Consider the following 15313-nt stretch of genomic DNA (forward strand, 5'->3'; position numbering starts at 1 on the left):
CTGACTCCCGGGATTAAGAAACAGTTGATTGGCTGGTGTGAAGACGGTGTTAAACCGAAATCATGCCCGCCATTTTTCTTTTATCTGTTTGTTATGATCATACTTGTTTAAAAGTCCAGAGCATAAGAATGACAGAAATTAAGCACATCTCTTGTATGAAAAAGTGATCTTAATATATGAATTGTAGTTCTGGTGAAAATTTTTTTGAAAAATCCTGCTTGTGCAAAACAAGTATACCTAAGCCTAAGCAACCTGCTCCAGCCTTACGACTTTCTTCCCCTTTTTTATCACTATTACCTTCCATTTTACTTCCAATGAAATTCAAAAGTATAATGTTAACTCGTTGACAAATAAGGTTAACAATTCTATTATCTTAATTGTAAACCTTAAAGTACAATTGGTTTACAATCGAACGATTCCTTGCTTTATGAATTGATGGCTGGAATTAAATGTTTGTACCTAAAACTAAGCTAAGGAGAAGACAGCAATGGATCAAAGCAGTTTGTATAGTGTAAGAATGCGTGCGTCGGAGCAAGAAACTCATGAAAATGGCGGAAAGCATATTTCTGGGGGTGAATTACTTTCTTCCTATGGTGATTTAAGGACGTCGGTTAATACCTTGCTGGAAAAGGCTTTGAATCATTCAAGGGGAAAACCAGATTTTTTACAAATTCAATGTGAAAGTATAAATAAACCTATTAAATATGTGAACCCCCTTACGATTCAAACAAATGAAGTAACTACCGTTGAAGAAGGACAAGAGTTAGCTCGATTTCTTCTTGAAAAAACAGGTGTCCCAAAAGATATTATTGAAAAAGCCTATCAAAAAATTCCTGAATATTCCGTAAGAGGTGCTATTCTGATTGATATTCATACGGGAGAGCGAGTAGATAAGATAGTAAATAAGGGTGTTCGCGTTTCCAGAATGGATTGGCAAACGAGAAACTTTGAAAGATGGGCTGACTCAAAATTAATTTCTGCTAATCGAAGAATTAAGGAAGCGCTTACGCTTGCTGCTAAGGTGTGTAATCACGAATCTACCATTGCAGAATTATGCTGGTCAGACGACCCGGATTATATTACAGGCTATGTAGCTAGTAAAACTATGGGATATCAACGTATAACCAAACTTAAGCACTACGGGGATGAGAGTGGATGCCGTATCTTTTTCGTTCATTCATTATCTGATCTCAATACATATATTTCTTATTTAGAAGAACAACCAATTCTGGTTCAATGGGAGGAAGAACATGACACAAGAGTTGATTGACAAAAGTAAAAAATATTTATGGTTACCATTTACCCAAATGAAGGATTACGATGAAGCTCCTTTAATCATTGAAAGTGGCGAAGGGATAAAAGTAAAAGACATTAATGGTAAAGAGTACTTTGATGGATTTTCATCTGTATGGCTTAATGTACACGGGCACAGAAAAAAAGAGTTAGATGATGCAATAAAAAAACAACTTGGTAAAATAGCTCACTCAACGTTATTAGGGATGACGAATGTTCCAGCTACAGAGCTTGCTGAAAAACTAATAGAAATCACTCCAGAAAGCTTAACGAGAGTTTTCTATTCTGATAGTGGTGCCGAAGCGATGGAAATTGCATTAAAAATGGCATTTCAATATTGGAAGAACATCGGAAAACCTGAAAAACAAAAGTTTATCTCGATGCAAAATGGCTATCACGGAGATACGATTGGGGCGGTTAGTGTCGGTTCAATTGAGCTTTTCCACCATGTTTATGGACCGCTTATGTTTGAAAGCTACAAATCACCAATCCCTTATGTGTATCGTTCAGAAAGTGGAGATGGAGATATATGTAAGGAGGAATGCCTCCAGCAGCTGGAACAGTTACTGATTGAGAAACACGAAACAATTGCAGCACTTTCCATCGAATCTATGGTTCAAGGTGCTGCAGGTATGATTGTAATGCCAGAAGGTTTTTTGTCTGGTGTTCGAGAGATATGTACGAAATATGATGTGCTAATGATTGTCGACGAAGTTGCAACCGGCTTCGGACGCACTGGGAAGATGTTTGCTTGTGAACATGAGAGAATACAACCAGATTTAATGGCTGCCGGAAAAGGAATTACAGGTGGGTATTTACCTATAGCGGCCACGTTTACGACTGAGGAAATCTATCAAGCTTTTTATGATGATTACAAAACACAAAAAACTTTTTTTCATGGGCATTCCTATACTGGGAATCAGCTAGGTTGTGCAGTGGCAATTGAGAATTTACGTTTGTTTGAGAAAGATCAAATTGTTGAACAGGTAAGCAATAAAGCGGAACAACTGCATGAATTATTCCAGGAACTAAAGGACATGCCACATGTAGGTGATATTAGGCAGTTAGGCTTTATGTGCGGGATTGAGCTTGTAAAATCCAAAGAAACAAAAGAAAGCTTTACACCAACAGCAAGGATTGGCTATCAAGTTTCATTGAAAATGAGAGAACTGGGGATGCTTACCAGGCCGATGGGGGACGTTGTTGTCTTTATGCCTCCACTTGCAAGTACGTATGAAGAGCTTAAAGCGATGGTTACTATTATGAAACAAGCTATTCATGAGGTTACTGAACTGTGAGCATGGAACAATGGTTAAGCGAGAAGATAAACAAGACGAGACAGGCCGGATTATACCGTGAATTAAGAACAATGAGCAATGCTCCTGAGCCAGAGATGACAGTTAATGGTTCACCACAGCTAATATTTTCATCAAATAACTATTTAGGTTTAGCGAATGATCCCGTTCTGATAGCAAAGGCATCAAAGACCATACAGGAATTTGGTGTGGGGAGCAGCGGATCAAGGTTAACAACTGGAAATACAATATGGCATGAAAAGTTAGAGCAAAGGATTGCTGATTTCAAGAGGATGGAGGCTGCCCTTTTATTCTCTAGTGGGTATTTAGCAAACGTTGGTGTTCTTTCCTCTTTGCCTAAAAAAGGGGATGTGCTGTTAAGCGATCAACTTAATCATGCAAGTATTATTGATGGGTGCAGATTATCAAAAGCTGAAACTGTCATTTACAAGCATGCTGACATGGGTAACCTGGAGAAAAAACTAAAAGAAACACAAACTTATACTCGAAGATTTATTGTTACAGATGGTGTTTTTAGTATGGATGGAACGATTGCTCCATTAGATCACATAATGAAACTAGCTAAACGATACGATGCTTATGTCATTGTCGATGATGCACATGCAACAGGTGTACTAGGAGAAAGAGGAGGGGGAACGAGTGAGTATTTTGGAGTTTCTCCAGATGTAGTCATTGGTACCTTAAGTAAAGCAGCTGGAGTTGAAGGTGGTTTTGTTACGGGGGCAAGATTGTTAATAGATTTCCTGCTAAATCATACGAGAACATTTATTTTTCAAACAGCACTTCCTCCGTCAAGCTGTGCAGCCTCCAGTGCTGCATTAGATATAATCGAGAACAGCCAGGAAAAAAGGATCAGGCTGCTCAAAAAGGTTAGGCGAATTAAAAGCACACTGGAAGAAATGGGATTCACTGTATATGGAGGGGATACACCGATTGTCCCTGTGATAATAGGTGAAGCAGATAAGTCAGTTAGATTCTCAAATAAGCTCCAGGAAAACGGGATTTATGCACCTGCGATTCGTCCGCCAACTGTTCCGAAAGGAGAAAGCCGGATCCGGCTCACTGTTACTGCCTCTCATAATGATTCACAAGTAGACCATTTGCTTACCAAATTTAATGATATTGGAAGGGAGTTGATGATTATCTCATGAGGGGATTTTTTATTACTGGTACAGACACAGGTGTAGGAAAAACTATCATAACAAGTGGTATTGCCGCAGTACTTAAGGAGAAGCAAATTAATATCGGCGTATATAAACCGCTATTAAGCGGAATCTCGCGTGAAAACCCGGAAAGTGATACGCATCTGCTTAAGGAAGCTTCAGAAACCTCATTAACACACGAAGAAATTACACCTTTTGTATATAAGGAACCTTTAGCCCCTTATGTTGCAGGAAAGCAAGAGGAGAGATCGATTTATCTTAAAGATGTATTACATCACTGGGATCGAATTAAAGGGAAACATCACTATTTTCTTGTTGAAGGTGCAGGAGGAATTTCCGTGCCCCTTGGCCCGGATTTTTTAGTAAGTGACTTAATAACAGCATTGGATTTACCAGCTATTATTGTAACCAGGCCAAATTTAGGCACGATTAATCATACATTTCTAACGGTAAAATACGCCGAAAGTTTAGGAATTAAGATTGCCGGAATTATTATTAATGGAAAAAACAGCGGTTTTGATTTAGCAGAAGAAAAAAATCCTGAGGTAATCGCAAAACAATGTGGAGTTCCAATTTTAGGAGTAACGCCTAAGCTTGAAGAATTAAATAAAGAGGCGGTTAAAGAAATGATAAAGGAGCATATTGATCTGTCAAAACTTATCAATCAAATGGAAATGGAGGCAATGAAATGAATCAATGGATGGAACTTGCAAATAAGGTGTTAGCTGGTGGATGTATAACAAATGATGAGGCACTTTCAATTTTAGACTGTCCTGATGATGATGTTCTATTACTGATGCATTCATCATTCCAAATCGGAAAGCAGTACTTTGGGAAAAAAGTAAAACTAAATATGATCATGAATGCAAAATCAGGCCTGTGTCCTGAGAATTGTGGCTATTGTTCTCAATCCTCGATTTCAAAAGCACCAATCGACACTTATAAAATGGTAGATAAAGAGACTCTATTAAATGGAGCAAAGCGTGCGTACGAATTAAATATTGGAACATATTGTATTGTAGCGAGTGGACGTGGTCCTTCAAATAAAGAAATCGATCATGTAGTTGACGCAGTAAGAGAAATAAAAGATACATATGGAATGAAAATCTGTGCGTGCCTTGGATTATTAAGGCCGGAGCAAGCGGTACGATTAAAAGAAGCGGGGGTTGATCGCTATAACCACAACATTAATACCTCGGAACAGCATCATTCGAATATAACGACCTCACATACATACGACGATCGAGTAAGCACAGTTGAAATGGCAAAAAGTTCTGGAATGTCTCCTTGCTCTGGTGTCATCGTAGGAATGAAAGAATCCAGACAGGATGTTGTAAATATGGCCAATAATTTAAAAGCGTTAGATGCAGATTCGATTCCTGTTAACTTTTTGCATGCCATTGATGGTACACCGCTAGAAGGAGTAAAGGAATTAAATCCATTGTATTGCTTAAAAGTATTAGCACTTTTCCGCTTTATTAACCCAACAAAAGAAATTCGCATTTCCGGTGGTAGAGAAGTTAATCTTCGATCATTGCAGCCTCTTGGACTTTATGCAGCAAACTCAATTTTTGTTGGGGACTACTTAACGACTGCAGGTCAAGAAGACAGTGAAGACCATAAGATGCTCCTGGACTTAGGGTTTGAGGTGGAGAGTGTGGAAGAAATGAAAGAAAATCTTGCTGCAGGTAAATGAGGAAGGTTTATAAGAGCAGTTACTCTAAAATATACTATTGAGTTAATAACGCAGAAACTTCATGAATGGGGGAGTTTGAGGTGCTTCGTGAAACAAAATTTCTTTTATCTGGCTTCGTACTTTTCCCCAGTAAAAGATGCGTAGAATCAGCGCATCTTTTCTTTTATTCTGTAACAGTGTAAGTTTAGGAGGTAAAAATGATTAATCAGAGGATTGAAAGATGTGCAAGGGAAATAATAGAAAATCCGTATTCCTTTTATGAGGAGATTCGTTCCATTGATTTTGTGTACAAAGGTAGTTTCTTTAAATATCCTGGATGGTATGTGACTGGATATGAAGAGGCCTTAGCTGTTCTTAAAGATCATCGTTTCCAGACTCGCATGCCGCTGCCAGACACCACGAAAAAGTATGAAACGTTAAAAAACATACAAAACGATATGATGCTTTTTAAAAATCCACCTGATCATGCAAGATTACGAATGTTAGTTAGTCACCAATTTACCCCTGCCAGTATTGAAAAATATCGCCCTTTTATAGAAAAGATAGCAATAGATCTGTTTAATAGCATAAAAAGTAAGAAAAAAATTGATGTGATTTCTGATTTTGCTTTTCCATTTGCTAGTCTTGTCATTGCAAAAATAATCGGAATACCAGATAAGAATAAGCACTTATTCCGCGAATGGGCATTATCTTTAATCCAATCGATCGATTTAACTCGGTCAAGACGATCTATTGTTGAAGGAAACAAAACAACATTGGAGATGCTGTCATTCTTTAAAGATATGATTGAAAAAAGGAAACAATCTCCTCAGGACGATTTAATTAGCGAGTTATTAAAGAAACAAAAAGACGGAGAACTATCAGAAGAAGAACTTCTGGCTACAATAGTGTTACTTGTGATTGCTGGTCATGAAACAACCGTTAACTTAATAGGCAATTCGCTTTATTGTTTTTTAACAAACCGTGATGAATACAATAAGTTAAAAGAGAATCCATCCCTAATTAAACCTGCAATAGAGGAATGCTTGCGATATGAAAGTCCAACTCAAATGATTGCCAGAGAAGCATCAGAGGATATTGAACTCAATAATGTACGGATTAAAAAAAGTGATCAAGTCTATGTTCTTATTGGAGCAGCAAATCGGGATCCTAAACAGTTCCAGAACGCAGATGTATTTGATATTACAAGAAACCCAAATCCTCACCTTGCATTTGGATCAGGTATCCATTTTTGCTTAGGATCTGCTCTGGCAAGGTTAGAAGCTCAAATTGCGATACAGACGCTCTGTCAAAACACAGCATGTATCTACGCAGGAACGGCAGAGGTTAAATGGAGAGAGCTTGTTGGTTTTAGAGCAATGAAAGAAATGTATGTAAGCTTCGATGTTTAAGAACTTGCACATTCTGATACTTTTGCTCGTTTTATCCAGAAATATACCATTAAACAAAGATGTTGCTTAAAGCAAGGGGAGCGTTAGTATAAGAAGGTAAAAAAAGAAAAACATTGAAAAAGCCCGGGTTAATTGAGTTTCTAACAAAGCATAAAGAAATATACTTAGGAAGTTCGTTTAATACAATGGACACTTATAGTCATGTCATTCCTTCATTACAGGACGGAGCTTCAGAAGTCTTTGATTCGGTTTTAATAAAACTTAAAATATAACGAAGGGAAACTTTTCGGCAACTTTTGTGCAAGTTGATCAAAAAAAAACTGAAAATACATGAAGAAAAATGGGGAGGTGCAAACTTCAGAAACTCTTGATTTATAAGGGTTGGCGGGACCGTGTGGGAATCGAACCCACCGGAGACGTCACGCGCCTCCCAGAAGGTTTTGAAGTGCTAGGGAGGTTGTGTTTCCTAGTATCTTATAGTGCTCTAACGTGCTCTACATTAGGGTTTTGATGATAGCTGATACTTCGTTGTACCGTAAATTTTTTGAAATTGGGCACCAAACTCGGCACCGTTATAGGTAGACCAAAAGTAAAATAGAGGATAATCCGCTCCTTAAAAGGGGCGGATTTTTTTGTGCCGGTATGTCTGGCAGCAAGGTGGACAGGCTTGGCAATGGGAACCGTTAGCGAATGGCAAGGGTGCCCGGGGCGACTCTGAAGGAAGCCGGACGCAAACACACGCGGTAACTAACAGAAACGGGATACGAGGTTGAAGAGGAAAGTATGAATTTGCAACACAAATGAAACCCTGCCTTGCCCGAACTTCCCCCAGTAAATCCCGTACAGACGTGTGGAAAGCGGTCAGACTTACCTTGGATGTCTTATCAGGGTCTCTAAGAAAGAGAAATTCGTTACAGGGACAACGAAACGAGGTCAGTGGTGTCATTGTGAATGATAAGAAGTCAGCCGAGACCATAGGAGGCACTTCGTAACGAAGGACTGAACAATAAAAAGCTTTAACAAACTTGGAGGTGAGAATGTCTAGACCACAGACAACATCACAAGTTTTATGATTGGGACCAAAAAACTAGGCACTTGTAAATAATTTTAATTACCAATAAACAAGCAACAGAGGTTAAAAGTAAGGCTTTGTGATTAAATAAAAAATTATATTAACAGCTAATATGGAATATAGTGGAATCTAATGACAAGGGGGGAATATATATTCAAAAAAAATAAAAGAAGTAATCGACCACTGGCTGCTCGATGGCCTTTCCCTTGAACAAAAGCAGCTTATTACTCCCTGTCCAGGCCGAACGGGTATGGTAAGAAAAAACGTTAAAAAATCGGCTAAATGGCTGAGGGACAAAACTGAGGGGCGAAGTATAATCGATGCATGAAAACGACTAACTCAACCCCAAAGAATATAACTGAACAACTGATAAAAAACGTGTTTCTTCCCTTGAAAAGCAAAATGAGGAGCTGGCGGCGGCCCTTGATACGAGGAACAATTCAGCATTATTAAGCAGCTCCAATTTGGGACTTCAAGTGAAAAAATACCAGAAGGCCAGCTCTAACTACCATTTTTCAACGAGGTAGGAGTTTGCCAAAAATCCAGAAGAGGCAGAGCTGTCCTATGAATACTGCAATGGAGTACTTCATGTAATGAAAAAAGATATTCGCCGGGAACTCAAGGTGTATTTCTTCGGAAGTGAAAGCGGTCAAAGATCGCCGGTTGGTATATGCCTGCCGTTAATGCGAACGACACGGAACGGAACGTTATTAAATAGGTGCTAGTTCCTGCAACTGATTCTCCAAAAATATGGATTTTCCTTCTGTAGTTGAACACATCCTGACGTAGAAGTTTGTCCAAGGGCTACCTCTCTACGGCAGGAGGCTGAATGGAAACGATTCGGTGTTTCTGTTTCCATGCAACGAAGTCGAAATGGATGATCTATATGGCAAAGGCCTATATAGAACCTTTATATTACCGGATGCACTATTTCCAACTTCAAGAAGAAGTACTTCACACCGTTGAAACAACGGTTTAAGTCTTCAAAGAAAAGGGCGGTCTGCCGCGACACCTTCTTATATGTAGCTGTATCGCCCAACCAGGGAAACAGGTCCGGTGATCATGCTCCTCGACTATCAGACTACGTGAGCAATTAAAAATCCCGCCCGGTTCCTTGGCAATTTTCCAGAATACCTTCATATGGATGGCTATGCCGGATATCTTAAACTCCAGGCAACGCTTGTCGGCTGCTAGGCCCATGTGAGACGGAAATTCCCTAAAGTATGGCAAGTGATGACATGTACCAATATTGAATTCATCATACCTCGGAATGACTGTAAAATAAACCTTGCTAATACCAAGATAAGCCTGTTTAAAGGTAAGCGTCAAACCGATGGATTACAGTGAATTCTTAGCTTTGTAAGATAGAAGGGATACTTCTCCGTAGATAGTTATTAGTCGTTGTGCAAGATAAGTTTAGAAACACTTTTCTTAAGAGATACCTTCTGTCTTTTAACCAAGTTGGATTTAAAATTGAGAATTTGGTTTAACTCAATACGTTTCTGGTGGTATAAAATATATGTTTTGAAACATTTGTGACATCAGATAGAGAAAAAACTAAATCTTGTTAGAAAAAGCCAAAGCCTGGAAACCATAGGAAACATGGGCTACAGGCTTTTTGATAGATGGGGTGACACGTTGGTGTTGATATGCCGTTACTACCATTGTGAAAAATTTTATTATACCAATGTTTAATTAGGATAGAACAATATTCACCAATTTGTTTGGTATAACTACAATTTTATGAATTCTCTTCCCTTGGATCCATTGTTTGATAATCCTATCTTCTAAAGCAATTTTCTTTATTAAATCTTCAGAAAGATTATTTGCAACATATATTTTAGAACGGTTTCTTCCCATAACTTGTAAAACAATCTCCACTTGTTCCTCAACTATTTTTGCTTCATCATAATCTGGCCATGGCTCATATGCAATTGTTTTCTTGTTTCCTAATATTGACCAGATCTCTTCCGCTATATGAGGAACTATAGGTGAAATTATTTTTATTAGACCTTTAGCATATTCAAAAGGAACAATCTTATTCTTATAACATTCATTAACAAATACCATCAATTGGGAAATAGCTGTATTAAATCTAAGGTTTTCAAAATCGCCGGTAACCTTTTTTACCGTCTCATGGTAGGCTTTTTCTAAAGCTTCGTTAGTTTCATCCTTAATCTTAGTAGATAATTGATAATCCTTTACATATAATCTCCATAAACGTTCTAGGAACCGACGAGCACCATCTAAACCATTTGTGCTCCAAGTAACAGATGATTCTAGCGGACCCATAAACATTTCATACAGACGCAGTGTATCTGCACCATATTTTTCAACAACTTCATCAGGGTTTACTACATTTCCTTTAGATTTACTCATTTTTTCATTACCTTCACCAAGGATCATACCTTGATTAAAAACCTTCGAAAATGGTTCATTTGTAGGGACTACACCTATATCATATAAAAATTTATGCCAAAACCGGGCATATAACAAGTGAAGAACTGCATGTTCCGAACCTCCTATATATAAGTCAACCGGTAACCATTTCTTTAATTTTTCAGGGTTTGCGATCATTTCCTCATTATTTGGATCAACGTAACGAAGGTAGTACCATGAGCTTCCAGCCCATTGTGGCATCGTATTTGTTTCTCGCCGTCCCCTTAGTCCCTTCTCTAAATCAATAACGTTAATCCAATCGCTATTCGCCAGTGGAGATTCACCCGTTCCACTTGGTTTAATTTCATCCATTGCTGGTAACTCTAAAGGGAGTTCCTCAAACGGTACGGTTGTCATACTACCATCTTCCCAATGAATAATTGGTATTGGTTCTCCCCAATAACGTTGTCTAGAAAATAACCAATCACGAAGACGGTAAGTAATTTTTTTCTTGCCAAGTCCAGATGCTTCTAGCCACTTAATCATCTTGGCAATAGCTTCATCTTTATTTAATCCATTCAGAAAGTTAGAATTAACATGTTCACCATCGCCTAGGTATGCTTCCTTTGAAATATTGCCACCAGCAACAACTTCTTTAATATGAAGGTTATATTTTTTTGCGAATTCATAGTCTCGTTGATCATGTGCTGGTACTGCCATTATTGCTCCTGTTCCATACCCCATTAAAACATAGTCAGCAACCCAGATAGGTAATTTTTGGTTATTTACTGGATTAATTGCGTATGAGCCAGTAAAAACTCCTTTTTTATCTTTTGCTAAATTTATTCTATCCAGATCAGATTTAGATTGTATTTCTTGTAAATAACAGCTAACTTGTTTTTTTTGTTCTTTAGTAAGGATCTTTTTAACTAAAGAGTGTTCAGGAGACAATGCAACATAAGAAACACCAAATAACGTATCTGGCCTAGTTGTAAATATTTTCAATTTATCATTAAACCCATTAATTTTGAATGTTATTTCAACACCTTCTGATCGTCCAATCCAATTGCGTTGCATATCTTTCAGGCCTTCTGGCCAATCCAGATTTTCTAAATCTTCCAATAAACGATCTGCATATGATGTAATCTTTAACATCCATTGCCTCATTGGTTTACGTATTACTGGATGACCACCACGTTCACTTTTTCCGTCAATAACTTCTTCATTTGCCAGAACTGTTTTTAATGCAGGACACCAGTTTACCGGTACTTCATCAATGTATGCTAAACCTTTTTCATACATTTTTATAAAGACCCATTGCGTCCATTTATAGTAAGAGGGATTCATTGTGCTAATTTCACGGTCCCAATCATATGAGAAACCTAAACCTTGTAATTGGCGTTTAAAAGTAGAAATATTTCTTAAAGTAAATTCAGCAGGATTATTTCCGGTATCAATAGCATATTGTTCAGCTGGTAAACCAAATGAATCCCAACCCATTGGATGGAGCACTTCATATCCTTGCATTCTTTTCATCCGTGAAATAATATCCGTAGCTGTATAACTTACCGGATGTCCAACATGTAAACCTGAACCAGAAGGGTACGGAAACATATCTAGAGCATAATACTTATCTTTATTAGAGTTTGTATCAGTTTTAAAAGTTTTGTTATCCATCCAATACTTTTGCCATTTTTGCTCAATTTCTAAATGATTAAAACTCATTCTTTATCTCCTTCCAACTATTTATTTTAAAAAAAGCTTCATATCCACTAAGGATGAGAAGCTGAATAATCTAAATGAGATGTTTAGTTTATTTTAATTATGTCGTACCATATATTACTATTTTTACAGTGAGAATTATAAGGAGAAAGAAGATTTGGAAGAATTAGACTATTATTAATAATGAATTATAACATCGTAATGATGAATGTCAAGGTGAGGAAGTATTATGAAGTAACTTTTATGCTTATTTTAATAAGTTGGTTTAAAAATAATTAGAGAATAATGTAGTATCTTGGTGAAATGTTAGGTAATAAATACCAATTTTTATTTAAAAACTTCCATTTATGAGTTATACATGGTATTTTGTAGTCAATTTCAGAAATATCTAATTATTATGAATTTAAAAAGGGGTGGGTTTAGTGAATACAAAATCAAGAATTCCACTTTCATCAATTGATGCACAAAATATTATTGATGTGGTAATAAGAAAAGGGGCTTCATTTGCTGAAGTTTTTGCTGAACATAAAAAAACTTATAATGTAGTTGCTGAAAATAACAAAATTAGCCATATTCAACAGGGGGTAGATGCGGGTGTGGGAATTAGGGCTATATTTAATAACAGTGTAAGTTATGTATATGCTGAAGATTTTTCTGTAGATTCATTATTAAAGGCTGCAAATTTAGCTGGATCAATGGGAACAATGAGTGCGATGGGAAAGAAACATCCCAACTCTAATAAAAATAATATTATGAAAAAACAATTTAGTGATTTAATAAATTTAAAGGAGGTAGTTTTACCTCAAAACATTAAATCTGAAGAAAGAGTTTCGAAAATTTTGGAAATAGTAAATGGCGGACAAGCACTATCAAATTCTATAAGACAAGTAAGTGTTAAATCTCTTGAAATAGATCAAGAGGTTATGGTAGCAAACAGTGAAGGATTACTTGCAAGAGATCATCGTGTTAAAACTAGAGTAATGGCTCAGGCATTAGCTGAAAGGCAGGGGGAATTGCAACTTGGTACTGAAACCGTAGGACAAACTAGAGGCTTTGAATTCTTTGAAAAAAATAAGCCGTTTGAAGTTGGTTATATTGCAGCTGAAAGAGCATTGAGGTTATTGGAGGCTACTAATCCACCATCCGGGACTATGCCTGTTGTTATAGGAAATAATTATGGCGGTGTACTTTTTCATGAAGCAGCAGGACATGGGTTAGAGGCAGATGCAATCTTAAATAATGGTTCGGCTTTTTCTGCTAGTCAAGTTAATGAATTAATAGCTAATCCATTAATTACTATGATAGATGATGGTACTGTTCAAAATGCATATGGAACAACCAGTATTGATGATGAGGGTAATCCAACGAAAAAAAATGTACTAATAGAAAATGGAGTGCTTAAACAATTTATGAACGATAATATTAGTTCTAGAAAGAGTGAAGTTAATTTAACTGGAAATGGACGAAGGCAATCGTATCGCTATGTACCCATGCCACGTATGACAAATACTTATATAGCTCCTGGTCCTCATTCAACCGAGGAGATAATAAATTCTACAAAATGGGGATTGTATGCAAAAAAACTAGGTGGGGGTGAAGTAAACATAACTAATGGAGACTTTGTATTTATGGTTAATGAAGCTTATTTAATAGAAAATGGAAAAGTTACATCCCCTGTAAGAGGCGCTATTTTACGAGGAAATGGTCCTAGGGCACTTCAAAATATTGATATGGTGGCTGATGATTTGAGGTTTGACTCTTCAAACTGTGGGAAAGAAGGTCAAGTCGCACATGTAACTTGTGGGTCTCCACACGTACGGATAAATGAATTAGTTGTTGGAGGTTATTAAAAGAGAGGAGTGGAAAGTATGAGTAATCTCAATAACGACCAAATATTATACAGATCGCTCAAAGCAGGAGCTCAAGAGGCTGAGATTTATGCTACTAAGAATAAACAAGTAACTATAAAAGTAAGTAATTCCAATGTAGAGACTTTAAATGTTTCTTCTGGTGGGGGGATTGGACTGCGAGTCTTAGTTAATCAAAGACCTGGATATGCCTATACATCTGATTTAAGGGAAGACAGTGTTATGGAATTAATCCATAGTGCAATAGATAATGCTTTATATAGTAGTTCTGACGAAAAATGGACATTACCTACTCAAGATAACGGAACCTCTTTAAAAAACTTATGCCCCGAAGAATTCTCCGCGTGGACAACAGAAGACAAAGTGAATCTATCATTAAAATTAGAGGAAATTACATGTAAGCAAAATCGGTTTGTCAAACGTTGTAGAGAAGTTATTTATGCTGATAACCACATACATGTCCAAATAAAAAATACTAATGGATTATCACGTTCTGATAATCGTTCTGTATCTTATGCATTAGCGACTGCTGTTGCAGATAACGGAGAAGATATACAACCGAGCAACTTTTTTACTGCTGGTCGCTCTCCAACTGATCTGGACATTGAGTTATGTGCTTCGGAAGCAGCTAGGAGAGCATCTAATCAACTTAATCCAAAGAAATTAAAAAGTAAAAAGCTTCCTGTAATATTTGAATCATATTCTGCAGCTATAATACTAGGAAATATGTCTAGTATGCTATGTGCTAATCAAGTTCAGAATAACCGTTCAATTTTTACAGGTAAAATAGGTCATATGGTTGCAGGAAATAATATAACAATTGTTGATGATGGTAGATTGTCTGAAGGTCTAGCTACTCGTTCCTGGGATGGAGAAGGTATAGCAACAGGAAAGCAGGTCTTGATAGATAATGGGAAATTAATGGGTATTTTACATAATAATTATACAGCTAACAAAGCAGGAGTTAAAAGCACAGGAAATGCTGATAGAGCATCTTATCGAAGTTTTCCGACTGTTAAACCTAGTAATTTTTATTTGTTGCCAGGTATTACTCCTCAAGAAGAAATAATATCTGAAGCAAATGAGGCAATTTTTATAACTGGTATACATGGTATTCGTGCAGGAAACTCTGTTACGGGGGAATTTTCTATTGGAATCTCAGGGCATTATATAAAAAATGGAGAGCTGATTTACCCTATTACTGACGTAACTATAGCTGGTAGATTCACAGATTTACTTAATAACATAGAAAAAGTTGGAGATGATTTAAGATTTTTATTATTTGGAGGTGGAATGTGTGGGAGTCCTACTATACTTGTAAGTGATTTACAGGTCTCCGGAACCTAATATAGTGGGGAATAACAACTTTTAGTATCTAAAGTTTATAATAGGAGGTGATATTTATGGAAGAGA

Annotated in this window: 9 protein-coding genes; 8 read left to right on the forward strand and 1 reads right to left on the reverse strand. The window is 37.0% G+C overall.

From position 1 onward, the window contains the following. Positions 1-487: 487 nt before the first annotated feature. From bioW to BK582_RS14395, 6 genes are all read left to right on the forward strand, one after another. The gene (bioW, locus tag BK582_RS14370) at positions 488-1270 is read left to right on the forward strand and encodes a 6-carboxyhexanoate--CoA ligase (RefSeq protein WP_078595717.1); all 783 of its coding nucleotides are present in this window, start codon (positions 488-490) and stop codon (positions 1268-1270) included. Continuing rightward, on the forward strand, positions 1251-2591 hold the full coding sequence (gene bioA, locus BK582_RS14375) for an adenosylmethionine--8-amino-7-oxononanoate transaminase (RefSeq protein WP_078595718.1): 1341 nt from the start codon (positions 1251-1253) through the stop codon (positions 2589-2591). The genes bioW and bioA overlap by 20 nt, the downstream gene beginning before the upstream one ends. Beyond that, on the forward strand, positions 2588-3760 hold the full coding sequence (gene bioF, locus BK582_RS14380) for an 8-amino-7-oxononanoate synthase (RefSeq protein ID WP_078595719.1): 1173 nt from the start codon (positions 2588-2590) through the stop codon (positions 3758-3760). The genes bioA and bioF overlap by 4 nt, the downstream gene beginning before the upstream one ends. Next, positions 3757-4464: a dethiobiotin synthase gene (gene bioD, locus BK582_RS14385; protein ID WP_078595720.1), complete on the forward strand. Its 708-nt coding sequence runs from the start codon at positions 3757-3759 to the stop codon at positions 4462-4464. Before bioF ends, bioD begins: the two co-directional genes overlap by 4 nt. Continuing rightward, the gene (bioB, locus tag BK582_RS14390; RefSeq protein WP_078595721.1) at positions 4461-5468 is read left to right on the forward strand and encodes a biotin synthase BioB; all 1008 of its coding nucleotides are present in this window, start codon (positions 4461-4463) and stop codon (positions 5466-5468) included. Before bioD ends, bioB begins: the two co-directional genes overlap by 4 nt. Before the next feature lie 197 nt (positions 5469-5665). Continuing rightward, a complete protein-coding gene (locus BK582_RS14395; protein ID WP_078595722.1) occupies positions 5666-6859 on the forward strand; it encodes a cytochrome P450 in 1194 nt (397 codons plus the stop codon). 2767 nt (positions 6860-9626) lie between these two features. On the opposite strand, the gene leuS is transcribed toward BK582_RS14395, so the two are convergent. Then, on the reverse strand, positions 9627-12035 hold the full coding sequence (gene leuS / locus BK582_RS14400) for a leucine--tRNA ligase (protein WP_078595723.1): 2409 nt from the start codon (positions 12033-12035) through the stop codon (positions 9627-9629). Between the two features lie 419 nt (positions 12036-12454). Here leuS and BK582_RS14405 point away from each other — a divergent pair, with 419 nt between their 5' ends. Continuing rightward, a complete protein-coding gene (locus BK582_RS14405) occupies positions 12455-13882 on the forward strand; it encodes a TldD/PmbA family protein (protein WP_169911014.1) in 1428 nt (475 codons plus the stop codon). An 18-nt stretch (positions 13883-13900) separates the two neighbouring features. Beyond that, a complete protein-coding gene (locus BK582_RS14410) occupies positions 13901-15247 on the forward strand; it encodes a TldD/PmbA family protein (RefSeq protein ID WP_078595725.1) in 1347 nt (448 codons plus the stop codon). The last annotated feature ends 66 nt before the right edge of the window (positions 15248-15313 follow it).

It is taken from the genome of Evansella clarkii, from assembly GCF_002019695.1.
In the GTDB taxonomy this organism is placed as follows: Bacteria; Bacillota; Bacilli; order Bacillales; family Salisediminibacteriaceae; genus Evansella; species Evansella clarkii.

Bases quoted from the DNA above. Each gene is read 5' to 3' on its own strand.
- bioW (WP_078595717.1), top strand. From the start codon at position 488: ATGGATCAAAGCAGTTTGTATAGTGTAAGAATGCGTGCGTCGGAGCAA.
- bioA (WP_078595718.1), top strand. From the start codon at position 1,251: ATGACACAAGAGTTGATTGACAAAAGTAAAAAATATTTATGGTTACCA.
- bioD (WP_078595720.1), top strand. From the start codon at position 3,757: ATGAGGGGATTTTTTATTACTGGTACAGACACAGGTGTAGGAAAAACT.
- bioB (WP_078595721.1), top strand. From the start codon at position 4,461: ATGAATCAATGGATGGAACTTGCAAATAAGGTGTTAGCTGGTGGATGT.
- BK582_RS14395 (WP_078595722.1), top strand. From the start codon at position 5,666: ATGATTAATCAGAGGATTGAAAGATGTGCAAGGGAAATAATAGAAAAT.
- leuS (WP_078595723.1), bottom strand. From the start codon at position 12,035: ATGAGTTTTAATCATTTAGAAATTGAGCAAAAATGGCAAAAGTATTGG.
- BK582_RS14410 (WP_078595725.1), top strand. From the start codon at position 13,901: ATGAGTAATCTCAATAACGACCAAATATTATACAGATCGCTCAAAGCA.